Below are 23115 nucleotides of genomic sequence, written 5' to 3' on the forward strand. Positions count from 1 at the left end.
CGGGCATCGAACAACCACGTCGACACCCAAGGTGCGGCAAGCGCCGTACCTTAGATTACTAGCGGAACAGCTTTGTTTCGCAGGAGCATGTCTGGCTCAGGAAGCAATCTTTCAAGCGAGAGGCTTCATGCCTTAGCCTGCGACCTCACATGGGCGATATAGCCGCGCACGTCGCCGGCCGGCTCGGCATAGGCCTTGCCGAGCTTCTTCTCAATCGCCGCCATGTACTCCTTCGCCCATTTGGGCAGCGCATAATCAATGACGGCCAAGAACTCGAGCGTCGCCGCCAGACGGATATCGGCGATCGACGGGCTCTTGCCACCGATGAACGGCTTGCCGTCCCTGAAGAAGCTGTGAAAGACCTCCAGCGGCTCGGCAATCGCTGCCATCGCGGCCCTCTGGGCTTCGGACTTCTTGTCGGGGTGAGCATCGCTGTGGCCGACCTCGCCGGCATATTGCGGGAAGCCGAGTAAAGGATAGGTGGCGCGCGCGACATAGGGGTAGAGCGTACCGACCAGATAGAACATGGCGCTGTCGATCATCGCCCGCTTGGCCGGCGCCTTGGGATAGAATTTCTCCAGCCCATGCTTGTTGGCAAGGTATTGCATGATGGCGCAGCTTTCCCACAACACGCCTCTGGGAAGGCCCTTGTCCTCGATCATTGGTGTCAAATGGGAGGGGTTTCGCGCCGTGAATTCCGGCGAGCGGGTGTGGCCCCAGGCATCGGTCTCGGCGGCATCCAGCCCGGCCGCGCGCGCGAACACCCGAACGGTCATGTTGTTAACGCTGGGCTTCAGCATGCTGAGCTTCACGGCTGGTTTCTTCGCCGGCTTCGCCGTAGCCTTCGCAGCTGGCTTGGCCGCCGCTTTCGCCGTCGGCTTGGCGGCTGCTTTGGCCGCGGGTCTCTTCGCACTCTTCGTCGCTGTCTTGGCCATTTTGTTCCTCCCTGTGGTTTGTTTAATATGGGTTCTTCGGCGCCCGGTCGTCCGACAAGGTTGCGCGGGAACGCTCGACGAGCGCCTGGATCGCGTCGGCAAGGTGCACTTCCGCAATATTGTAGTCGCCGCGCGCGACCCGCAGTCCGTGCGCTTCCATCAGCACGTCGGCATGGGTGAAGCCCGCAGGCGGCTCGAAGCGGTAGGAGGCGAGCTCGATCAGCAGGCCGAGCGGATCCTCGAAATAGATCGAATCCATGAAGCCGCGATCCTTGACGCCGCTGTGCTTGATGGCGCGCTCGTCGAGCCGGGCGACCGCCTGCAGGAAGGTGACGCGCGACACCGCAAAGGCGATGTGATGGACGCAGCCGGTATCTGTCGGTGTGCGCCGCTTCGCTGGCGCGCGGCCCTCGTCTGTGAAGACCGTGATCAGCCGGCCGTCGCCCGGGTCGAAATAGAGGTGGCTCTCGCTTGCCTTGTCGAGATTGGGCTGCTCGAAGATGAACGGCATGCCGAGCACGCCTTCCCAGAAGTCGATGGAGGTCTGGCGCCCGGCGCCGACCAGCGTGATGTGATGAACGCCCTGCGATTGCAGTTTCTGCATTGGCCGCCCTCCCCTGAAGTCTGCGCGTCGCTATGCCGGGACGTGCAGCCGCGCACCTTTGATCCGGCCAGCATGAACTCGGCAGATGTGCGTGACCGGTCGTGGCTTCCGGATCCGCATCCGCCCCCTCCTGCCGGCGTTCTGCGCGTCCGTCTTGAGCGCTTGGCCCACGGCTGCATGAGGCGATGCTAATCCATTTAAGCGCGCTGCGCCAGAAGCGGCGGTAGTGTCTCAGTTTGAATAAGGCAGCCCTCGACACGGCGCTCGCCCTCCCCATACCGCGCATGGTATGCTTAGCGCCATGCAGGAGTCGCCGCGAGAAAAACCAAATGAACCGATCATCACGCGCGACGCTTCAGGCGCTTGGCGCAAGGATGGGAAGATAGTGCATTGGTACGGTGTGCATCTCAGACGGTGCTTGGATGACGGCACGAAAGAGACACTCGAATCCTGGACCTTGTGCGGGACCGACGTGGACGAGACGAGGGGCGCTGCCATTCAAATCCTAGAAGGGCGCAGGTCCAGTGTCGGAGCCGATAGTTTAGCAATGGAAGAGCGCGGTGGCGGCCTTGTTTGGGAGTATCCTGATGCCAACCGGACCTAAAGGCCAGAAGCGCCCCGCCGATGTTATCGGCAATGCCGTCCGCGTCATGCGCATTGCCACCGGCGAGGAAGCCGACGACGTGATTGACGATGGCAAAGACCCCGCCGCAAAAGCGCTTGGTGCAAAAGGCGGGAAGAAGCGCGCCGAGAACATGACGCCGGAACGGCGCGCCGAGATCGCAAGGAAGGCTGCGGAAAGCCGCTGGAAGAAATAGCCCTATCTGTTGGGCGGCGGATATGGCAGCGGCAGCGAAAACTGAACCATTCGTCTGCCGTAGTGTTGCGCTACTTTGTCTCGAAGCTCACGCATGTTTACGCACGTCTTCGACATACCGATCACCTCGTAGCACCTCGATACGAGCGCGCGAACACCGAGATTTTCAGTCAACTGACGATGCCACCTTACGCCCGGAGGTGGCTTATTGTTTTTCAGGTACTCTGCGACATCATCGTCCAGCGTGTCGTAGATCATTTCGATCACAAGCTTGCCCCACCACTTCGGCCGGCTATGAAGCGAACCGCTCCATCCTGTAAGCCGGCCAAATTCGGTCCATAGCTCATCCGGGAAAGTCTTTTCCCAAGCACGCAATTCATCGGCGATAAATGCCCGCAGCTTTACCTGTAGGGCATCCTCGGCGCGTTCATACTGATAGCCAGTAGCTTCATCGATCAGCGCCTCGAGGCCGATCTTGGCGCACGCGGAAAGAAACATGCTGGCCTTGATCGCCATTTCTCGCTGGCGATCCGTCATCTTGGGAAAGGGCGAATTTGGGTCAAACGAGGATTGAAGCGCCGCAACAAAACCCTGGCACACTTCGATCATCAAATCGGCCGGCAGACCCTTCACGGCTTTCTCGAGACCTTCGACCTCGAGCAATCTAAAGGGCACCATTCTCTCGAGAACTAAGCCGCTGTTTATAAACGGTTCTAGTGCTTTTACCCCCAGATATTTCTCGAGCGCTCCACCGCCCTTAATGCCGGTGAGAAGTTCGGTGGCCGAAGTTCGCCCAATGATCTTTTCGCCGGTATCAAGAACGTAGCAAGGCACCTCGAGACCGACGATATTCAGTGTCCCTCGCCACCTCGCAATTGGCATTGCAGGCTCAGGTGCAATTACATCATCGTCCGCCGGAATCGTCTCTTCCGCCGCGCTCTCTTCTCCAATTGGCTTAGCCCACCGGGCAAGAGCAGCCTTTCGAGCGCTTTCGGCCCTTTCTTCTGGAGTTAGTGCTTCAGCTCGAGCGAACCCACCTCGAGCTTTGGCCTCGTTCTTCTCGTCATCCTCAGTCATCCGAATCTCCATGCGTGCATAATGCAGGCATATTGCACTTGTCATTTGCACGCACAAGCGAAATTATGCGTGCATAAATCTGATTCTGGTGCACGCATATGCTTGACACTAAGCATAAAGGTTCAGATATTAGGGGCATGAACAAGCTGCCCCTGAAAACCCGCGTCCAAATCCTCACCATGCTTTGCGAGGGTTCTTCCATGCGGTCGATCTCCCGCGTTGCCGACGTGTCGATCAACACCGTTTCGAAGCTTCTGGTCGATGCCGGCAAGTTCTGCGCCGAGCTGCACGACCGCGAAGTCCGCAACGTGAAGGCCAAGCGCGTCCAGTGCGATGAAATCTGGAGCTTCACGGCAGCGAAGCAAAAGAACGTTGCGGCGATGAAAAACACCGTCGAAGGCGCTGGCGACACGTGGACATGGACCGCGCTCGACAGCGACAGCAAGCTTATCATTTCCTGGCTGGTCGGCGGTCGCGATGGCGAATACGCGCTGGCCTTCATGGATGACGTGAAGGAACGCCTTGCCAATCGCGTCCAGCTTACGACAGACGGCCACAAGGCCTATCTGAACGCTGTCGAGGAAGCCTTTGGCGCCGACATCGACTACGCCATGCTGGTCAAGATGTATGGTGAGCCGGAAGGCAAGGCAGTGCCACAGGAACGCCGCTACAGCCCAGCCGTATGTACTGGCGCAAAGAAGACCCGGATTGAAGGCTCGCCCGATCTGGCGCATGTCAGCACGTCGCACGTCGAACGCCAGAACCTTACCATGCGCATGCAGATGCGCCGCTTCACGCGTCTCACGAATGCGTTCTCAAAGAAGTTCGAAAACCACGTCCACATGGTTGCGCTGTACACTGTCTGGTACAACTTCATTCGCATTCATAAGACGCTGAAGACCTCACCGGCTATGGCCGCTGGCGTGTCTCAGACGCTCTGGTCAATGGACAATATTTGCGAGAAGATGGATGCAGTTGCACCCAAGCCGGGGCCAAGGGGGCCTTACAAAAAAGGGGCGTAGAAAAGGAAAACCCCAGTCGCCGGCTAAGCCTGGCGCTGGGGCTGTCGTGCTGAGAACAGCACGACGTTGTAACCGTTAGGTATCCCGCAATTGAGCCAGATTCAAGACCCAATGCCCCCAAAAAGGGCTGCTTTTTATTTCGACGGGTTCAATCTTTATCACCCTGTACACGAAATGGGTGAACCATTTATGAAATGGTGCAACCTGTGGCGGTTGTCTGAGATTCTATGTGCCCCAAACGGCCTCGATTTGAAAAAGGTCGTGTTTTGCACCGCGATGCCTTTTCACAAGCCCGACTCACTGGGACGCCATAGGACGTTCAACAACGCGCAAATAGCTTGTGGCGTTACCGTGCTAGAGGGGCACTATGTCTTCAATGAGGAGCTTGGTCGACATTCCGAAAAACAGTCGGATATTAACGTCGCCCTATCCCTCATGATGGATGCGGTAGATGACGTTTTCGACTGGGCATTTCTGGTCAGCGCTGATTCCGATCAAGCGGCAACAGCCAGAGTTTTGAAGGACAGATATCCGGATAAAAAATTGGCGCTGGTGGCTCCGCCAAATCGCAAGCCGCCAGACAAGGCCCTCCCGTATTCAGACCTCGATTTCTCGATTCGAAAAGAGGATATGGAGCGGGCTTTGCTGCCCAATTTCGTCAAGTCATTGGATGGGCGCTTCATTCGGCGGCCACTTGAATACGACCCACCAAAATGGTGGATGCCACCAGATCAGAGACCGAAGCGGAAGCGCTAGAATTTCAAACTGAGACACTACCGAAGCGGCGAATCCGGCGACGATGGCCTCCTTGCCGCGAAGGAAGACTGCGAGGATCGTTTGCCGCAGGTCCTCGCCGGCGATCGGCTTGTGCAGAGCCCGACGAGCAGCCGCTCCGCGACGATTTGGGTCAGAATCAAAATCTCGCCACTTGCCTCGGCAAGTTGCAGCAGGAGTGCGCGCACCGAAGTGCTTGGGGGCTTGGGCGCTCACCGTAGCGTCTAAGCCAAGTGTTGCGGATCACTCGCGCCAACTCACGGAAATGTCGGAGTTATTTTGAGACAGCTAAAATACCACGAAACAGGGGCGGACTGGCAGGCCTCGAAGACGTGCCCGCGATGTTAATTTCATTGATTTTTTGTGGGCCAATATCAAAATCCCCCCGCATTGTTCCGTATGGTTTCGCTATAAGGCCATTTGCGGCATGTACTGGCGCTCATCACTCTGCTGCTTGAAGGCGCTCTACGTCGACGATGATCCTGATCTCAGGACGGCAAGAGCCGCAATTTGTTCCTGCATTAAGGGCTACGCCTATTGCCTCTACGCTGGCGCAACCGCAGCGCACCGCTTCCGCGATCTGATTGACGCCGACGCCAAAGCAGGAGCAGACGATGGCACCATGGTCCACACGATTCCCTCCCGGTCGCCCCGCCACGACCGCAAGCCTCCCGCGCCGATCGGCATGATCGGCATTCAACTGTTCCGCCGCCCAGCCGCGCGACACGGCGACCGGCTCGGGTGCAAGATAGAGCGCGCCAACCAGCCGACTGCCTGCAAAGTGGGCGAAGCGATGGTGACCTCCGGCAACGTCACGATAGGCAAGGATATCGCTTTGTCCGTCAGCACCAAGTAGCGAAGCTGCGAAAACCGTCCAGTCCCGACTGCCCGCGAGAGCAAATTCGAGGCGCCAGCCGCCTGTGCAGCGGGCGAGGCTCCAGTAGTCGGCATCTATCGAGGCCGGGCGTTCGGCAAACACTGCAAAACCGAACGCATCCGCAGCGAACCGCTCTATTCGGGTGGCAACGTTCTTCGAAGCCGGTTGGCCGGATATCGGATCGGTGATCGGCGCCACCAGCGCATCGATGCGAGCACGAGCGGAGAACTGGTCCGTCCAGTGCATCGGCACGAAGACTGAACCTGCTCGCTGTCGCGCCGTCACCAGCGCGCGAAGAAGCGCGTGGCCATGTGCGGTCGAGACGCTCACGATGTCGGCATCGCCGATGCCGAATCTTGCTGCATCCACCGGGTGGATCTCCACGAAGGGCTCGGCCATATGCTGGGACAGACGCGGGCTCTTGCCGGTCCGCGTCATGGTGTGCCACTGGTCGCGAACCCGCCCGGTGTTCATCACCAGCGGATAACCCGGGTTGATGGGGTTATACGCGGTCGGGCGGATGACGATAAAGCGCGCTTTGCCGTCCGGGGTGTAATAGCTGCCATTGGCGAAGAAGCGCGTGCCGTGCCAGAGCGTGTTGGGAGCCGGCCACTGAAAAGGGGCAAGCGCCTCATAGGTCTCCTCATCGACATCGGCATAGGCGCCGATGTCGAAATCGCGGACGCCGTCATTCTCGAAACCCGACAGGGCGGCATGCTCGGCGAAGATTTCCGACGGCGACGTATAGGAAAACGCAGCGCCAAAACCCATTCTCTTGCCGACTTCGGCGATGATCTGCCAGTCGGGCCGCGCCTCGCCAGACACTGCCAGAAAGCTGCGCTGGCGCGAGATGCGGCGCTCCGAATTGGTGACGGTGCCGTCCTTCTCGCCCCAGGCCGTTGCGGGCAACCGGACATGGGCATGGCGCACCGTGTCGGTGTCGGCCAACACGTCCGACACCACGACGAACGGGCAAGCCTTGATCGCCGCTTTGACCGCGTCGGCGTCCGGCATTGAATCGACCGGGTTGGTGGCCATGATCCACAGCGCCTTGATACGCCCGTCGGCCACGCCTCGAAACATCTCGACCGCCTTCAGGCCGGGCTTATCGGCGACCGCAGGCGCGTTCCAGAAGCGCTGCACGCGGTCGCGATGCTGGGGGTTTTCGATCTCCATATGGGCGGCGAGCATGTTGGCCATCCCGCCGACCTCGCGGCCGCCCATGGCGTTGGGCTGGCCGGTCACCGAAAACGGCCCTGCCCCCGGTCTGCCGATGCGGCCGGTGGCGAGATGGCAGTTGATGATGGCGTTGACCTTGTCAGTGCCCGAAGATGACTGATTGACTCCCTGGCTGTAGACGGTGACCGTCTTTGCGGTGGCGGCAAACAGACCGAAGAAGCGGTCCAGCTCGTCCTCGCTCAACCCGGTGGCAGCAGCCATGCCGGCAAGGTCGAGCTCGGCGGCAGCGGACAAGGCTTCCGCAAAGCCTGTTGTGTGGGCTGCGATATATGCGTCGTCCAGAGCGTCGTGTTCGGCGAGATAAGCGAGCAGGCCGGCGAACAGAGCGACGTCACCATCCGGCGCGATCGCCAGATGCATGTCGGCGATGTCAGCGGTCATGGTGCGGCGCGGATCGACCAGCACGATCTTCATCCCGGGTCGTTTTTCCCGGGCAGCCGCGATGCGCTGGTAAAGCACGGGGTGGCACCAGGCGAGGTTGGAGCCGACCAACACAATGAGATCAGCGAGCTCCAGATCCTCGTAGTTACCCGGCACCGTGTCGGAGCCGAAGGCGCGGCGGTGGCCAGCCACCGACGAGGCCATGCATAGCCGCGAATTGGTGTCGATGTTGGCCGAGCCGATGAAGCCTTTCATCAACTTATTGGCGAGGTAATAATCCTCGGTCAGCAACTGGCCGGAGACATAGAAGGCAACCGCGTCGGGGCCGTGCTCGGCGATGGTTTTTGAGAAGGTCGAGGCGACGAGATCGAGCGCTTCGTCCCAGCCGGCGCGGCGACTGTCGATCTCCGGATGGAGCAGCCTGCCGTCGAGGTCGATGGTCTCGGCCAGCGCCGAGCCCTTGGAGCAGAGTCGGCCGAAATTCGCCGGGTGGTCGGGATCGCCGCGGACGGTTACTTCACCGTCCGCGGCGATCTTCGCCAGCACGCCGCAGCCCACCCCGCAATAGGGGCAAGTGGTCCTCACCTCGCGCGCTTCGTCAATCTCCATGTCTTCAGGCCGCGCGGCTGGCCAGCGCTTCCAGCGCGATGAACAGAAGTTCGCCTTCGACCCGCACCGGAATGGTGCGCACCGCGCCCTCGTCGGCGCCGAGCGCCCTGCCCGTCTCCAGCGAGATGACCCAATTGTGCAACGGACAGGTCACCGCCGTGCCGTGCACGATGCCCTGGCTGAGGGGGCCGCCTCTGTGTGGGCAATGGTCGTCAATGGCATAGACCTGATCGTCCTGAGTGCGGAAGACCGCGACCTTGCCTTCCGGCGTGTCGACGCAGCGCGCGCCTCGGCGGGGGATGTCGCTGAGGGAGCCGATGGCGATCCAGTTCATCTCCATCACTCCGCCGCCTGCGCAAACCCGACGGAAGCCATCGGCTGGAACTCGTGCTTGTCCTTGCCGGAAACGCGTTCCGACCACGGGTCGACCTGGGCGAATTTCTGCGAAAAGACGAAGCGGTCGAAATAGGCCTTGCGCTTCGCGCCATCGTCCATGATCTGGCGCTTGATCTCGGGGATCCCGATGCGCCTGGCCCATTTGTAGATGCGCTCGAGATAGCGGCCCTGCTCGCGATACATCTGCGTCAGCGCCACGATATGCTCCAGCGCCTCGTCTTCTGTCTTCACAAGGCCGAGCACTTCGGTGCCCTTGATGTCGAGGCCGGCCGCACCCGCGAAGTGGATCTCATAGCCACTGTCGACGCAGATGACGCCGACATCCTTGCAGGTCGCCTCGGCGCAGTTCCTAGGGCAGCCGGACACCGCCATCTTGACCTTGGCCGGGGTCCATGAGCCCCACATGAACTTCTCGATGCGGATGCCGAGCCCCGTCGAATCCTGCGTGCCAAAGCGGCACCAGTCCGAGCCGACGCAGGTCTTCACCGTACGCAGGCCCTTGGCATAGGCATGGCCGGAGACGAAGCCGGCCTGGCCGAGATCGGCCCACACCGCCGGCAGGTCTTCCTTGCGGATGCCCAGCATGTCGATGCGCTGGCCGCCGGTGACCTTGACCATCGGGATTTCGAACTTGTCGACGACATCGGCGATGGCGCGCAGTTCGGCGGCATTGGTGACGCCGCCCCACATGCGCGGCACCACCGAATAGGTGCCGTCCTTCTGGATGTTGGCGTGGACGCGTTCATTGATGAAGCGCGACTGGTAGTCGTCGGCGTAGTCGTCCGGCCAGTCACAGACGAGATAATAGTTGAGCGCCGGCCGGCATTTGGCGCAGCCGCATGAGGTCGTCCATTCCAGTTCCTGCATGACGGCGGGAATGGTCTTCAGGCGCTTGGCCATGATCAACCGGCGCACCTCGTCATGGCCGAGCGTCGTGCAGCCGCACATGGGCTGCACCGCCGCCGGGTTGTACTTGTCGCCGATGGTCAGCACCATCAGCTTCTCGACCAGACCGGTGCAGGAACCGCAGGAGGCCGACGCCTTGGTGTGGGCGCGCACCTCGTCGAGCGAAGTCAGGCCCTTGCCCGTGATCGCGCCGGTGATCTTGCCCTTGCATACGCCGTTGCAGCCGCAGATTTCCGCATCATCCGGCAAGGCTGCAACGGCCGCCATAGGGTCCAGCTGGGCACCCCCCTGGTAGGACTGGCCGAAGATCAACGTATCGCGCATGTCCGAGATGTCGGTTTGCTTCTTCTTGAGGTCGTTGAACCAGGCTCCATCCGCCGTCTCGCCATAGAGCACGGTACCGATGATGCGATCGTCCTTGAGCACCAGGCGCTTGTAGACGCCGGCCGAAGCGTCGCGCAGCACGATCTCCTGGCGGTCGTCGCCCTCGGCGAAGTCGCCTAGCGAGAACAACTCGATGCCGGTGACCTTGAGCTTGGTCGGCGTGTCGGAATGGACGAAGGCGGCGGTCCCGTCGCCGGCGAGTTGGCTCGCGGCAACGCGCGCCATCTCATAGAGCGGTGCGACCAGCCCGTAGACCATGCCGTTGACCTCGGCGCATTCGCCAAGCGCGTAGATGTCGGGATCGTTGCTGCGCATGCCGGCGTCGACGACGATGCCGCGATTGACGGCAATGCCGGCTTCTTTCGCCAGCGCCGCATTCGGCCTGATGCCCACCGCCATGACCACCAGTGTGGCAGGAATGATTGTGCCGTCGGCGAGTTCGACCTGACCAACCTTGCCGTTGCCGGTGATCGCCTGCGTGTTAGCCTTGGTGATGACCTTGATGCCGCGCTGCTCCACCGCGCGCTGCAGGAGATAGCCGGCGGCTGGATCGAGCTGGCGCTCCATCAAGGTCGGCATGACATGCAGCACGGTGACGTCCATGCCTTGAGCATTCAGGCCCGCAGCCGCCTCCAGTCCAAGCAGGCCGCCGCCGATGACCACGGCCTTGGCCCGCGACTGGGCGGCGAGCATCATGGCCTGAACATCGTCGAGGTCGCGATAGGTCAGCACACCAGGCAGATTGTTGCCCGGCACCGGAATGATGAACGGCACCGAGCCGGTGGCGATGACCAGCTTGTCATAGGGTTCGGTGACACCATGATCGGAGGTGACGGTCTTGGTCGTCCGGTCGATGGCGATGATCTTGTGGCCCTTGTAGAGGGTGATGTTGTTGGCGATGTACCAGCCGTCGCCATGGATGATGATTTCCTCATAGGCCTTCTCGCCCGAGAGAACCGGCGACAGCATGATGCGGTCGTAGTTCACACGCGGCTCGGCATTGAAGATGGTGACCTGGTAGCGGCTTGGCGCCTTTTCCAGCAGGTGCTCCAGCATGCGCCCTGGAGCCATGCCGTTGCCGATGATGACGAGTTTTTCGGTCATGGTGCTGATTCGCTCCGGTCTCACTCTGCGGCGTAGGAAAGGGATGGAGCTTCGGCGGCTGCCGCGCGCTCCATGCGCCTGATCGAGAAATGCATCCAGGCAAGGCAAGTGACGACGATCAGGAAGAGCAGCATGAAGCAGCTCGACCAGACGCCGGTGAGGTCGTTGAGTGCGCCGAAGGCGATCGGAAGGATGAAGCCACCGAGCCCGCCGATCATGCCCACCACGCCTCCGACCGCTCCGACATTCTGCGGATAGTATGCGGGGATGTGCTTGTAGACCGCAGCCTTGCCGAGGCTCATGAAGAAGCCGAGCACGCAGGCAACGGCTATGAAGGCGAGCGGGCCGATCTCGAAATGGAAGGCGATCGGCCCGCTGATGCCGCGCACGACGTAGTCTGCTGGGGGGAGAGACAGAACGAGAGTCGCGACAGCACTGACGGCGAAGGTCGAATAGAGCACGGTGCGGGCGCCGACCCGGTCGGAAAGCACGCCGCCATAGGCGCGGAAGACACTTGCGGGAACTGAATAGGCAGCGCCGATCATGCCGGCGGTCACAAGCCCGAAGCCGTAGACGCCGATCAGGTAGCGCGGCAGCCACAGCGACAGCGCGACGAACGCGCCAAAGGCGAAGAAATAGTAGAAGGCGAAGCGCCAGACCTGCAGGTTCTTAAGCGGCGCGAATTCCTGCCAGAAGCTCCTCGCGGGTGCTGTCTTGCCGGCACGGCGCTCGCGGATGACCGGATCGTCGCCCGTGGTGAACCAGAAGATGGCCGCCATGACGACGAGTGCGGCCGCCCAGATCAGCGCGACCGACTGCCAGCCCCAGGAGAGAAGCACGAATGGCGCCAGGAACTTGGTGACCGCGGCGCCGACATTGCCGGCACCAAAGATACCGAGGGCCGTGCCCTGCTTGTCGGCGGGGAAGAAGCGCGAAACATAGGACACGCCGACGGCGAAGGAGCCGCCGGCGAGCCCGACGCCGAGCGCGGCGACCAGCATCTGCCCGTAGGTGTGCGCAAAAGCGAGCAGGAAGGTCGCGACCGCCGCCGCAAGCATGGTCGCGGTGTAGACCAGCCGTCCACCATAGCGGTCGGTCCAGACGCCGAGCACCATGCGCACGAGAGAGCCGGTGAGGATAGGCGTACCGACGAGCAGGCCGAACTCCGTCTCGTTCAACCCAAGCTCCTGCTTTATACGCACGCCAATGATCGAAAAGATCGTCCACACCGCGAAGCAGACGGTGAAGGCGATGGTGGACATCACGAGCGCCTGCCGGGGAGCATTGTCCTGGCTGGGCGCGGCTGGGAGATTAGCGGTCATTGTCTGGCTCCGGTTTGCGGCGTGGGAGGCGCCGCGGGTTGGTCAATGAGCGGCGCGGATCGGCAATGAGACCGAGCCTGGCACGGACAAGCCCTTGCTTTCGGTCTTGTCGCCGGCGGGAAACAGCAGGAGCGCTGCGGTGAACAGGGCCGCTGTCAGCGCACTGCTGACGACGAAGTCGCGGCGGGTGAAATCCTTCAGCGAGGTGCCAATTGCGATCCGTTTCGTCATCGTCGTCTCCGGTTGGACGCCGCCTGGGACCAGCGCCTTCGATTGCGTATCGACCAAAACAAAAAAGCCGCCGGCCAGATCTCGCGCGTCCGTACATCCGGGATCGCGTGTTGACCTGAGCGGCAGCTTTGCCTGTGGGCGCCCGCCATTGGACGCCTGTTCGATTGCCCTGGAAGGGCTCGTTTATTTCAAAGCACGAACCGTGCCAGTTTTTGTTGAAAGGAAAACCATAAATAAAATCAATGATGAGAAGCGATTGTCGCCGCGCGACCCCGCAGGCCGCAGAGGCCAAAGATTGTTCACTAGAGCCATTGCGCGCACAATTTTTGTGCAGCGCACAAGAATGGCGCGGAAATGGTCAGCCTTCCGCGCTGCCCGATTTCTGGCGCGCGATATAGGCATCTATCTCGTCGGGATCGAAGATCTGGCCGTCGAAGAAACCGTCCGGGCCGAGCACCAGACCCGCCCCTGTCGCACCGACCGCGGTGGCCACGCGAAGCGCGCCCTCGACCTTCGCATTGGCGCCGGGAAATGCGACGCCAAGTGGCTTCAGCGCCGAGCGGTAGAGGTCGGGGCGGTAGCAATTCCGCGCGATTGCGAAGTTTTCAGGCGTGTGCGCCACATGCCCCCACCTTACCATCTGCGTGTAGAACCACAGCGCATGGCTCTTCCACGGAAAGTTCGCCGCCTTGTCGAAGGGCAAGAAGAAGTCGTCGATGCTCCGCTCCGCTCCACCGCCCAATTGGAGATGGCCGGTCAGGATCGGTATCTGGACGGCCGGCGGCAGGCCTAGAAAGCCGGGCTGCGCCATCACGTCAGCCAGTTCACCATGGTTGCCCGGATCCTGGCACCAGCGCGCCGAATGATGCAGCGCGCGCAGCAGCGCCGCCAACGCCTCCGGCTTCTGCTCGGCCCAGGCCTTGCGCACGCCGATTACCTTCTCCGGGCTGTTGCGCCACAACAGTGCCTTGACGGTGATGATGTGGCCGGTGCCGGCGGCGACCGCGGCGCTGTTCCAGGGCTCGCCGACGCAGTAGCCATCGATCCGGCTGGCGGCCAGCGCGTCGGCCATGAAGGGCGGCGGCACGATGACGATCTCGATCTCGCTGGAAGGATCGATGCCGCAGGCAGCAAGCCAGTAGCGCAGTTCGTAATTGTGCCCCGAATGCGGATGCACCACTGCGAAGCGCAGCGGATCATGACCGGCCACAGCACGCTCGCGAATGAGCGCACGAAGTGCGGCACCGGCGCGTGCCGGGTCGAGATCGGGTTCAGCGCCATGCGCCGCCATGCCGGCCCAGACGGCGTTGGAGATGGTGACGCAATTGCCGCCGAGCCCCAGCGAGAACGGCACGATGGTCTCGGAAGCGAGCGGCGTCAGCCCGAGATTGCAGGCGAGTGGCATGGGTCCCAGCATATGCGCGAGATCGAAGTGGCCTATGGCGATGCGGTCGCGGATGTTGGCCCAGGAGGTCTCGCGGTGCAGCGTCAGGTCAATGCCTTCGCGCGCAGCGAAACCAAGCTCGCCGGCCGCAACCAGCACGGCGCTGTCGAAGAGCGGCATGAAGCCGGCTGTGATCTGGTGCTCGGCGCCCATGCTCATTCGTCCTCCGCCGGTCCCAGCAGCCCGGCGGCGGTCACCAGGCTCTGGGCGATGTCGCTGATCTTGCGGTTCTGGTTCATCGCCGTCTTGCGCAGAAGCGTGTAGGCGGCCTCTTCGCTGAGGCCGCGCGACTTCATCAGTATGCCCTTGGCGCGGTCGATCACCTTGCGGTTCTCGAGTTCTCCGCGGACTTCTTCCAGTTCGCGCGCCATGCGCGAAAAAGCGTTGAAGCGGCTGACGGCCATATCGAGGATCGGCTTGACCCGCTCTTGCCTCAAGCCGTCGACGACATAGGCCGACACGCCGGCATCGACCGCCGCCTCGATCGAAGCCTGGTCGGATCGATCGACGAACATGGCGATCGGCCGCTTCACCGCGCGCGACAGCTGGAACATGTTTTCGAGCATGTCGCGGTTGGGATTTTCGAGATCGATAACGATGACATCGGGTTCGATCTCGGCGATCCGTCGCGCAATGCCGGTCACGTCATGGATGACGGTGACCTGCTCATGGCCGGCGTCGCGCAGCCCCGCCTCGATGATCGCGGCACGGATGCGGTTCTCGTCTATCACCAGGACGGCTAGGGAGGATCGGACCATGTCGACATTCTGCCCAGACCGCAAAATTGTGCAATGCGGCATAGTCATGTCGGCGGCCAGGTACACATGGTGCGCGACGGTAGGCTGGAATTCTCGAGGGGAGTGGCGGCAACTCCTTAATCCTCATGCTCCGATCAAGGCGCCGTTAGGCAGCAGAGAACATGGGCGGCGCAAACATGGCGCGATTGTACCCCAAAGTTAGATATCGTGGCCTTGGGAAACGCGATTCACTACCGAAATGAAATCTGCGACCAGTTTGTTCGGCGTACCCCGATAACCGATAGCAATGACGCATTCACGCATGTCGCAAATCGGCCTGAAGACCACGCCTGGCCGAGCATAGTATTGCGCGGTGCTGTCGGCAGTGATGCTTATGCCACGCCCGGATGCGACCGCCTGAAGCTCGGATTCGACAGTGGCCGCCTCGAACACGACTTTCGCCGGCCTGTCGACGCGATAGTCGTTTGCCAGCCAGTAGTCGCGCCATATGCCCGCCACCGGCGCAGCGATGATAGGCTCGTCTAGAATATCGTCGAGCACAACCGTTTCCTGCCTACTAAGGCGGTGCCCTGTAGGGAGGCATGCGACACATTTCTCCCGCGCGATTTCGACAATGTTGATGTCGTCGAAGTCGATTGGTGGTCGAATGATGCCACAATCGACCTTGCCGTCTCTCAGGCCGGCACTCGGATCCCAGAAATCAAACTCCTGCAGATGCAAGGTGGCCCCCGGACGAATTCGTTCAAACTCTCGAATGATCGCCGGAATAAACTGCACGGCGGTGCCGATCATATAACCAACGCGCAATTCGTTCTTGAGAGCGAGTTGCAGCGACCTCGCCTCACCGTGCAGTGCTTCGAGCGACTGGCTGAGCGCCCGCGCCCTCACCAACAACCTTTCGCCTGACGGCGTTAGGCTGACGCTACGGGTTGTGCGCTCGAACACCGGAAAACCCAAACTCTGTTCCAGTTGCATGATGGTCTGCGACAAAGCTGGTTGTGAAACATTCAGCTTCCTGGCGGCGCGCGCGAAACTTTTCTCACTCGCCACGGCGATGAAGGAATGTATATGGCGAAGCTGGATATTCATAAGCGTCACGAATTAATCGTTCCGCTATTCGTCCTTGTTGTCAAGCGGTTCCACTCGATAATTGGTCGATCCCAACAGGTGAGGTGAGCCATGAATATCAGCCAGACGGACACGTCTCATTTCGGAAACGTCCTGGAACAGGGTAAGCGGTCCCTAATCCACGATCCGTTGGAGGGCGACCAGACAAAGATTACGCTGGTGCGAGCCAAGGGCTCGTATGTCTGGGACGACCAGGGCCGGCAATATCTCGACTGCACCTCCCAGGCCTGGTCGAACAATCTCGGCGCTAATGATCCACGCGTGGTGGAAGCGGCGATCGCCCAGTTGCGCGAAATCACCCACGCCCGGCCAAACTTCAACACAATCCCACTGCTCCAACTCACCGCGAAGCTGCGCGAGATCTCGCCCGGCGACTTGAATCGCATCGGCTATTGCCTGCATGGCAGCCTGGCGGTCGAAATGGCAATGAAGCTGGCCTTCAAAAACAAGCCTGGGCGCCACAATATCATCGTGCTGCAGGACGCCTACCATGGCCGTTCGCTGACCACGATGGCTGCGAGTTGGCCGCATCCAAACAACCCTTTCCTGCCGATCCAGCCGCGCTTCACCCGTGTGCCGCATCCGGACCCCTATCGTCCGCGACTGGGCATGGATGTCGAGATGGAATCGAAACTCTGCCTTCAACTGCTGGAAGAGACGATCCACAAGGGCGTCGACGGCGGTGTCGTCGCCATCATGATTGAGCCAATCCCTGGCAATGGCGGTCACATTGCTCTGCCGCTGTCTTTCCTTAAAGGCGTACGTGACATCTGCGACCGGCACGACATCATCCTGATCTGGGACGAGATCCAGAGTTGCTTCGGCCGAACAGGCGCAATGTTCGCCGCCGATTATTTCGGCATCGTTCCGGACATCATGACCTTCGGCAAGGGCATCAGCGGAGGCTTCCCTCTGGCCGGCATCCTTGCAAGTGAGCGGCTGAACGGCTTTGAATCGGGAGAGGATGCGCTGACCTTCGGTCAGTTTCCGGTCTCGATGGCGGCGGCCGTCGCCACGATCGACGCGATCATTGACGACGATCTGTGCGGTAAGGCGCGCGACCATGGTGCGTTTGCAACGCAGCGACTCCACGAGATGGCGGACCGCCGCAAGCTGATTGGCGACATCCGCGGCCCCGGCCTGTTCGTCTCGCTCGAACTCGTCAAAGACCGGGTTAGCAAAGAGCCAGCCACAAAGGCTGCCTCGGAAGTGTATCGACGCGGCCTCGAGAAGGGTGTCCTCTTTGGCGAAAGCCGCTATGCCGGCCTCGGCAACCTGATCAAGGTGAAGCCGCCGCTGGACTGCACACATGAAGACATGTCGCATGCACTCGACGTGCTCGACGACGTGCTCGGTTCGATCGAGGCGGACGGAATCGCTTAACTGGCCAAGAGAATGTGCAACAGCCAGCGGAAGAAGACCACCCTCAACGCCTGCTGCGCGGTATGAGATTGGCGCGTGGATAATAACGAAAAAGAAGACTACGATACCGGGGAAAAAGGAGGCGGACGGACCGCTCCGCTTCTCGTTGCGGACTGCATAGGCGGTGACGCGGACGGCTCGGTGCGCGTGTCTGGGAGATCAAAGCACGCTGACGTCACGAGCACAAGAAAGCAAATTTCATTTGGTCCATGTGAGCCAAGCCATGCTTCATTCGTTGATCTGGGCGAGATTCGCCTGCGAGCTTGAACAAGAATTGAGAGATTCAGCCGCGAAATCAAGAATCTCGAATAGCAATCCCGATAGGGAGATCCCTGGCTATTGGCGGGATGTCCCTATGATCGCCGCCGAAGTTACTTATGATCAAATCGGAACCACAAATTCCTCGACAAATACAATATAAATCAAGACCGCATCCGAGTCGTCTGAATATATAACGGTCATATTTTATGACCCTATCACAAATCCCAGTTATAAATCGTACGGTGCCCACGGTAAATTATTGAACGAAAATCGCCTCTAACTGCGCGCGGTCAGCACTATCCTCGGGGCGCCTCTTGTAACGCCAATATTCAAAGAATCTTATATTTTGGCGCGCCACAGACTGCCAACGCGAAAAGGGGATCGATCGACACCCGGCCGAAGTCCCACCATGAGCTCTGCTTTTTCCTCTTCCGTTTTCGAGGCTTCAATCAAAGGTCGATTGCTCCCGATATTTTAGGCCCGTGCGCGTTGCACCGGAAGCGCAGCCCCCCAAACACCGCCAGGGCCGCTACGAAGGTCAACAATCCGAGCCAAAGTCCTTGATGTATCCTTCAATCATTTCAAACATTTCCTCCAGCTGACGTTCTATCGTGATCATAGGAGGACACAGCGCACGGTATCCTCGACGCTGCGGCTAATCAGGCCTCTGCTCAAAAGCAGCTCCTGAAAGGCCGCGCCACGCTCACCCAATCGGACTTTCAGCAGCGGCGTTTGATTCAAACGCTCCTATCAAGCCGGCCGACCGGGCCTCCCGTACGAGGCCGCACGGCAGAATTTGGTCAAGCTGCCATCTGAACCGTGGAGCAAGACGCCGAACGCTGCCCACTAGGTCGCGCTCCTCAATGATTCGGATATTCTCCAGTGCCACCGCGGCGGCCACGGGATGGCCGCTACCCGTAAATCCGTGAGCGAACACACCAATCACGATCTGTCATCAGGACTGCCCCTATCGGCTGACAGGACGATGAAAGCTGCTTCGACAAGATCAGCAAGTTCGATTGGATGCCGAACGCCTGGCAGGCGAACACGTTGCCAGTCCGGCCGGTGCGTCGCAGGGCCTTATCGCCGCCGCCTATAGCCTATCACCGCATGCCAATTCACAGCCCCTTTCCTTCGAACCAACCCAAAAGCATTGACATAGGGCGCAATACAAACGCCAAGGCCGCGCCTCCAAAATGAAGGCGCGGCCCCATGATTGCGACTGTGACTGCGTGCTTTATAGCTTCTTCGGAGCTAGGTCCGGCGGGCCCGCCCTTCCCGTGGCAAGATCACCACGCAGCTTTAAGAGCCACCACGTGGCACCGATTGCCAGCATAAACATCGTCATGAACGCCCCAGGGTGACTTTCGTCAGGAATTGAGAACGTCGCAATGACAACGAGAGTCCAGAGAACGCCCACACCGATGGTCGGAACAAGCCAAGCTCCAAGGCCGAAGGCGTCAATCGGCGCCGACGGAATGCGCCTGCCACGATGGGCTAGATATGCACCAACAAGGGTCAAGAAATAGGTCAGATAATAGGTCAGACCAACCATCGAGTAGATCGCGGCCACAAACCCACCGTTGGCAACGTTCATCACAATCGCGATGGCAGTAACCACGATAATTGCAACCACAGGCGTTCCCGTGCGCTCATTGACCCCCATCAAATGCTTGGAACCGGGGAGCATTCTGTCACGTGACAAGGCGTAGATCATCCGCGTGGCAACGGCCATGTTGGCGATCAGGCACGCGAAAATCGAGGCGAATGCGACAAACAGCATGAGAAGGGCGGCAAAGTTTCCAAAACGCAGCCGAACGATGGCAATGACCGGGTTTTCTGGATGCGCCAGAAAGTCCGCGACGGGGCCGGGAATAGCCAGGGCAAGCAAGGCGAAGAGACCAACCCCGAAAATGCTAGACACGGCGACGGCGCGGATCATGGCCTGTGCAGCGGCGCGGCGCGGATCCAGGGTCTCTTCTGCCAAATCCGCGGCACCCTCCCATCCCAGCAACACGTTGACTGGGAGCAACATCGCAAGCGCAAACGTTGTCAGCGACAGCGGCTCTCCGCTGGCCGGCGTGGTGTCAACCAACAGGCCGAAGCCCTGGCTGTCGCCAAAGACGAAAAAAACACCGACAATAAGTCCGGCCATCAAGACAACAGTTCCGAGCAACTCTACAACCGCCCCAACGTCGTTTATCTTGCTAGCGACTTTGATGCCAAAGATGTTGATCGCGCAGACGACAATTGTCGCCGAGATACTGAGCGCCTGCACCTGCCCTTGTGTCGGATTAGCCCAGATCTCAGGGGCAAAAACTGAACCGATGGCCGCCGCCGTACCGGCCGTGCCAGCCATGAACGAGATCATGGCGATCCAGCCCGTGAACCAGCCATAGCTCTTGTTCACGAGGCGGCTGGACCACTGATAGGCATAGCCGGTGACTGGGATACGGGCCGACAAATGCGAGTAAACCAGCACGATGCAGGAGACAAAAGGAATGACCAGAAACCAGAGCAACACGCCAAACCCGCCAACCCGGTTGAACGGATCTGAGAACAGAGTAATAACGCCGGTGTTGATCGACACCATTGAAAATGCCAAACAGAAAGACGTAAACGGACTCATCGTCCGGTGAAGCTTTTGAGTATAACCAAGTGCTGCGAGGTCAGCTTCGTCATTTGAGTCAACGAGCAGGCTAGCGCGCTCATAAGTTGTGGTCATGCGAGTCCCCTTTATAGTGCCGTCGTAAATCGCGGCGTTGGGACGTATGTTAGGTACGAAGCCGTCGCCCTAGAAATACATTTTTCAACATGATTTATTGGCTCTGCTTATTAATCAACGAGCGAAACATTCGAGCTCGACAGCCATCGACAATGAGGTCGCACAAGCGAACTTGGGCAATTTGTCGATGGATTTTTACGCCTGATCACGCCCTCACGCCAATCCTCTGCTAACTTAAGTTAGGACGCGTCCGCTTGGGTCTCCCACTCCGGATTCACCCCAGTGCGGCAGGTGCTATCGTCGAAGGAAGAATATGGCTCCCAAGCCAAAAGCATCTTAGCGTTCGCGGCGCTGGTGAGGTGTCGTGATGGGGTTGGATGGGATCGAAAAATAGCTGATAGCCGCATGGACAAGGCACGAGGCGCCACGCTGTCAGGCTCTTGGCAAGCGCAGCGGGGTTGGCTGCAAAACTCCAGCTGTGCGAGAGCATGCAGTTGCTGTTTCAATCTCGTGTCGATGGACAGTTTGGAACTTTCCCGTGAACCGCATCGCGTCGCCATGAAATGCTAGTTGCGATAGGCCATGATCACCTTACGGATCGCATCGGCGATCTGCCGGAGATGGTGATCCTCCATTCTGTCCGTCCACCACATGCAGATGGTTTCTCGGCAGGCACGCTCTGCCACCGGACAAAGTTCTGTGTCGAAGTCGTCCTTGCGAACGCCATCGAGAGTGAACGGCAGGCCGGAACTGCCAAACGTTTTGTGTTCCTTGATCAGGGGATATCGATAGAGGGGGATCTGACCGGGATAGCCGATGAAACCATCGATGCCCTCGGCCGTCAGGGCTTTCATGACTTCCGGGATAGGCCGCGACAATCTTTGAGAATCTAGGCGAAATGAGTAGAAGAAATAGACGCCGGTTGTCCCCGGCAACGGTAAGACGGGAATGACCTCGCCGCCGGACAGCAGCGCGCTCAGCCTGTCGGCGGCATCGACCCGCGCCTTGACAAACCGGTCCAGCTTCTTCAGTTGGGCCAAGCCTACAGCCGCCTGCAACTCAGTCATGTGATAGTTTGGCGCGAGGAACAAATGATCGCGGCCACCCCTTTCACGCGGCCAACCCTTGTCGCTGCAATGTCTGAGTCCGCGACCGAAACGCCCGTCTTCATTGCTTATCACCATACCGCCGTCGCCAGTGGTCATGTGTTTCGACTGCTGGAAACTGAAACAGCCGAGATTACCGATAGTGCCGCACAGCTTCCCCTTGTACGAGGCAAGATGAGCTTGGGCGCAGTCCTCGATGACGAAAAGGTTGTGTTTCTTCGCGATAGCCATGATCGCATCCATGTCGGCCGGATGACCGTAGACGTGTGTAACGATGATAGCTCGGGTGCGCGTGCTGATGTTCCGCTCGATGGAGGCCGGGTCGATGTTGTGGGTGTTCGGATCGACATCAGCAAAAACCGGGATAGCGAGTTGGGAAATGATTGGGATGACCGTGCCGACGTCCGTAATGGGCGAGAGTATGATTTCATCGCCAGGCTCGGGGTTGAGGTAAATGACTGCTGTGTGAAGTGCCGCGGTCCCGCTGCTGACGGCGACCGCGTGGCTGACACCGTATCTCGCCGCGAACTGCCTTTCGAACTCACCTGTTTTCGGACCAACGAGAAAGGAAAGGCTGCCAGACTTGAGGACGTCCGACAGCTCCTTCATCTCTTCGTCGCCGAGCGTGCGCCCCGATGCATCGCGAAAGCTCGGAAGGGTCCCCTCGATAGCGCGAGGGCCACCATTGATGGCCAGGTCTTGCATTAGGATGTCTCTCTTCGGGTTCTGGAGCATTCGTTTGCCGGCAAATTAAGGTCTTGGGGAGATCTAAAGGCCGAGGAAGTTGGCCATGAGTTGAAGCTGATGTTCAAGCATGTGTCGGCCGAGATGGATCCTGCAGCCGATTTTGCGTGCAGCGTCGAGAAGCGGTGTTATTTCCGGCTCCATAATCACTTCGGCAACCACCATGTCTGCCTTCAGCAAGTGCGTGTCGAGTGGAAGCGGATCGGACACATTCATGCCCAGCGTCGTTCCGTTCACGATAAGATCGTGGTCGGTCGGGTTCCCAGAACCCAGTCCGACATCAATGTTACCATAGGCAGCGATCAGCTTTTCGCGCAGCGCCTCGATCTTGCCCTGCGTACGGTTGGCAAGGGTTAGACGCCGCACGCCCGCTTCAGCGAGTGCAAAGGCAATGGCATTTGCCGCCCCGCCTGCGCCAGCGATGTAGACAGACTTGCCCACAACCTCAATGCCGGCGTGCCGCAGCCCCTCGACGAAACCGATGCCGTCGAGTTGGTCGGCTATTATCCGGCCGTCATGATCCCGGCGCAGCACATTGGCAGCGCCGACAGCGCGAGCCTGCGGGCTGACCACGTCGCAAAGGCGGATGATCGCCTGCTTGTGTGGGACAGTAACGATCGCTCCATCGAAACTTTTCAGCACGCGCAGTCCGCCAACAAGGCTCTCCAGATCGGCTGGCGCTACATTCAGTGGCACCATGACAGCGTCCGTGCCCCTCAGCCGGGCAATGCGGTTGATCTCAGGCGGCGCTTTGACATGTTCGGTTGGATGAGCCAGGATTCCGAGAAGGCGCGTTCTACCGGTGATTTCGCCATTTGGGCGCTCAAGACCTGACAGCATCTAAGGCAA

At 59.9% G+C, this 23115-nt stretch carries 19 protein-coding genes; 4 read left to right on the plus strand and 15 right to left on the minus strand.

Annotation, left to right across the window (positions count from 1 at the left end):
• Positions 1-125: 125 nt before the first annotated feature.
• Together ABVQ20_RS15980 and ABVQ20_RS15985 are read right to left on the minus strand one after the other, a co-directional pair.
• On the minus strand, positions 126-935 hold the full coding sequence (locus tag ABVQ20_RS15980) for a glutathione S-transferase family protein (protein ID WP_354460481.1): 810 nt from the start codon (positions 933-935) through the stop codon (positions 126-128).
• Between the two features lie 22 nt (positions 936-957).
• A complete protein-coding gene (locus tag ABVQ20_RS15985) occupies positions 958-1539 on the minus strand; it encodes a VOC family protein (RefSeq protein WP_354460482.1) in 582 nt (193 codons plus the stop codon).
• A 587-nt stretch (positions 1540-2126) separates the two neighbouring features.
• Between ABVQ20_RS15985 and ABVQ20_RS15990 the strand changes: the two genes are divergently transcribed.
• Entirely contained in the window at positions 2127-2357 is a 231-nt protein-coding gene (locus ABVQ20_RS15990; protein ID WP_354460483.1) for an RNA-binding protein, read from the plus strand.
• A 2-nt stretch (positions 2358-2359) separates the two neighbouring features.
• Here ABVQ20_RS15990 and ABVQ20_RS15995 read toward each other — a convergent pair whose 3' ends face one another.
• On the minus strand, positions 2360-3433 hold the full coding sequence (locus tag ABVQ20_RS15995) for a P63C domain-containing protein (protein WP_354460484.1): 1074 nt from the start codon (positions 3431-3433) through the stop codon (positions 2360-2362).
• A gap of 137 nt (positions 3434-3570) precedes the next feature.
• Between ABVQ20_RS15995 and ABVQ20_RS16000 the strand changes: the two genes are divergently transcribed.
• Both ABVQ20_RS16000 and ABVQ20_RS16005 read left to right on the plus strand, forming a co-directional pair.
• Positions 3571-4455 carry an IS1 family transposase gene (locus ABVQ20_RS16000; RefSeq protein ID WP_354460485.1) on the plus strand — a complete coding sequence of 295 codons (885 nt, stop codon included), beginning with the start codon at positions 3571-3573 and terminating at the stop codon, positions 4453-4455.
• Positions 4456-4545: 90 nt separating this feature from the next.
• On the plus strand, positions 4546-5211 hold the full coding sequence (locus tag ABVQ20_RS16005; protein WP_354460486.1) for an NYN domain-containing protein: 666 nt from the start codon (positions 4546-4548) through the stop codon (positions 5209-5211).
• Positions 5212-5671: 460 nt separating this feature from the next.
• Here the strand turns inward: ABVQ20_RS16005 and ABVQ20_RS16010 are convergent, their stop codons facing one another.
• From ABVQ20_RS16010 to ABVQ20_RS16045, 8 genes are all read right to left on the minus strand, one after another.
• Entirely contained in the window at positions 5672-8335 is a 2664-nt protein-coding gene (locus tag ABVQ20_RS16010) for a nitrate reductase (RefSeq protein ID WP_354460487.1), read from the minus strand.
• 4 nt (positions 8336-8339) lie between these two features.
• Positions 8340-8675: a nitrite reductase small subunit NirD gene (gene nirD / locus ABVQ20_RS16015; RefSeq protein ID WP_354460488.1), complete on the minus strand. Its 336-nt coding sequence runs from the start codon at positions 8673-8675 to the stop codon at positions 8340-8342.
• The gene (gene nirB / locus ABVQ20_RS16020; RefSeq protein WP_354460489.1) at positions 8675-11125 is read right to left on the minus strand and encodes a nitrite reductase large subunit NirB; all 2451 of its coding nucleotides are present in this window, start codon (positions 11123-11125) and stop codon (positions 8675-8677) included. Before nirB ends, nirD begins: the two co-directional genes overlap by 1 nt.
• Before the next feature lie 20 nt (positions 11126-11145).
• Positions 11146-12447, minus strand: coding sequence for an MFS transporter (locus ABVQ20_RS16025; protein WP_354460490.1), 1302 nt, complete (start codon positions 12445-12447; stop codon positions 11146-11148).
• Between the two features lie 42 nt (positions 12448-12489).
• Positions 12490-12678, minus strand: coding sequence for a hypothetical protein (locus ABVQ20_RS16030; protein ID WP_354460491.1), 189 nt, complete (start codon positions 12676-12678; stop codon positions 12490-12492).
• A gap of 358 nt (positions 12679-13036) precedes the next feature.
• Positions 13037-14275 carry a CmpA/NrtA family ABC transporter substrate-binding protein gene (locus ABVQ20_RS16035; protein WP_354462189.1) on the minus strand — a complete coding sequence of 413 codons (1239 nt, stop codon included), beginning with the start codon at positions 14273-14275 and terminating at the stop codon, positions 13037-13039.
• Between the two features lie 2 nt (positions 14276-14277).
• On the minus strand, positions 14278-14880 hold the full coding sequence (locus ABVQ20_RS16040; protein WP_354460492.1) for an ANTAR domain-containing response regulator: 603 nt from the start codon (positions 14878-14880) through the stop codon (positions 14278-14280).
• Positions 14881-15078: 198 nt separating this feature from the next.
• Positions 15079-15969 carry a LysR family transcriptional regulator gene (locus tag ABVQ20_RS16045; RefSeq protein ID WP_354460493.1) on the minus strand — a complete coding sequence of 297 codons (891 nt, stop codon included), beginning with the start codon at positions 15967-15969 and terminating at the stop codon, positions 15079-15081.
• Positions 15970-16059: 90 nt separating this feature from the next.
• Between ABVQ20_RS16045 and ABVQ20_RS16050 the strand changes: the two genes are divergently transcribed.
• A complete protein-coding gene (locus tag ABVQ20_RS16050) occupies positions 16060-17391 on the plus strand; it encodes an aspartate aminotransferase family protein (protein WP_354460494.1) in 1332 nt (443 codons plus the stop codon).
• Between the two features lie 1003 nt (positions 17392-18394).
• On the opposite strand, the gene ABVQ20_RS16055 is transcribed toward ABVQ20_RS16050, so the two are convergent.
• The 4 genes from ABVQ20_RS16055 to ABVQ20_RS16070 form a co-directional block, all read right to left on the minus strand.
• Positions 18395-18637 carry an aminotransferase class III-fold pyridoxal phosphate-dependent enzyme gene (locus ABVQ20_RS16055; RefSeq protein WP_354460495.1) on the minus strand — a complete coding sequence of 81 codons (243 nt, stop codon included), beginning with the start codon at positions 18635-18637 and terminating at the stop codon, positions 18395-18397.
• Positions 18638-18928: 291 nt separating this feature from the next.
• Complete coding sequence (locus tag ABVQ20_RS16060) at positions 18929-20416, minus strand: APC family permease (protein ID WP_354460496.1); 1488 nt, start codon at positions 20414-20416, stop codon at positions 18929-18931.
• Between the two features lie 566 nt (positions 20417-20982).
• Complete coding sequence (locus ABVQ20_RS16065) at positions 20983-22227, minus strand: DegT/DnrJ/EryC1/StrS family aminotransferase (RefSeq protein WP_354460497.1); 1245 nt, start codon at positions 22225-22227, stop codon at positions 20983-20985.
• 63 nt (positions 22228-22290) lie between these two features.
• Positions 22291-23106: a shikimate dehydrogenase family protein gene (locus tag ABVQ20_RS16070; protein ID WP_354460498.1), complete on the minus strand. Its 816-nt coding sequence runs from the start codon at positions 23104-23106 to the stop codon at positions 22291-22293.
• Positions 23107-23115: the final 9 nt, after the last annotated feature.

It is taken from the genome of Mesorhizobium shangrilense, from assembly GCF_040537815.1.
Taxonomy (GTDB): domain Bacteria; phylum Pseudomonadota; class Alphaproteobacteria; order Rhizobiales; family Rhizobiaceae; genus Mesorhizobium; species Mesorhizobium shangrilense.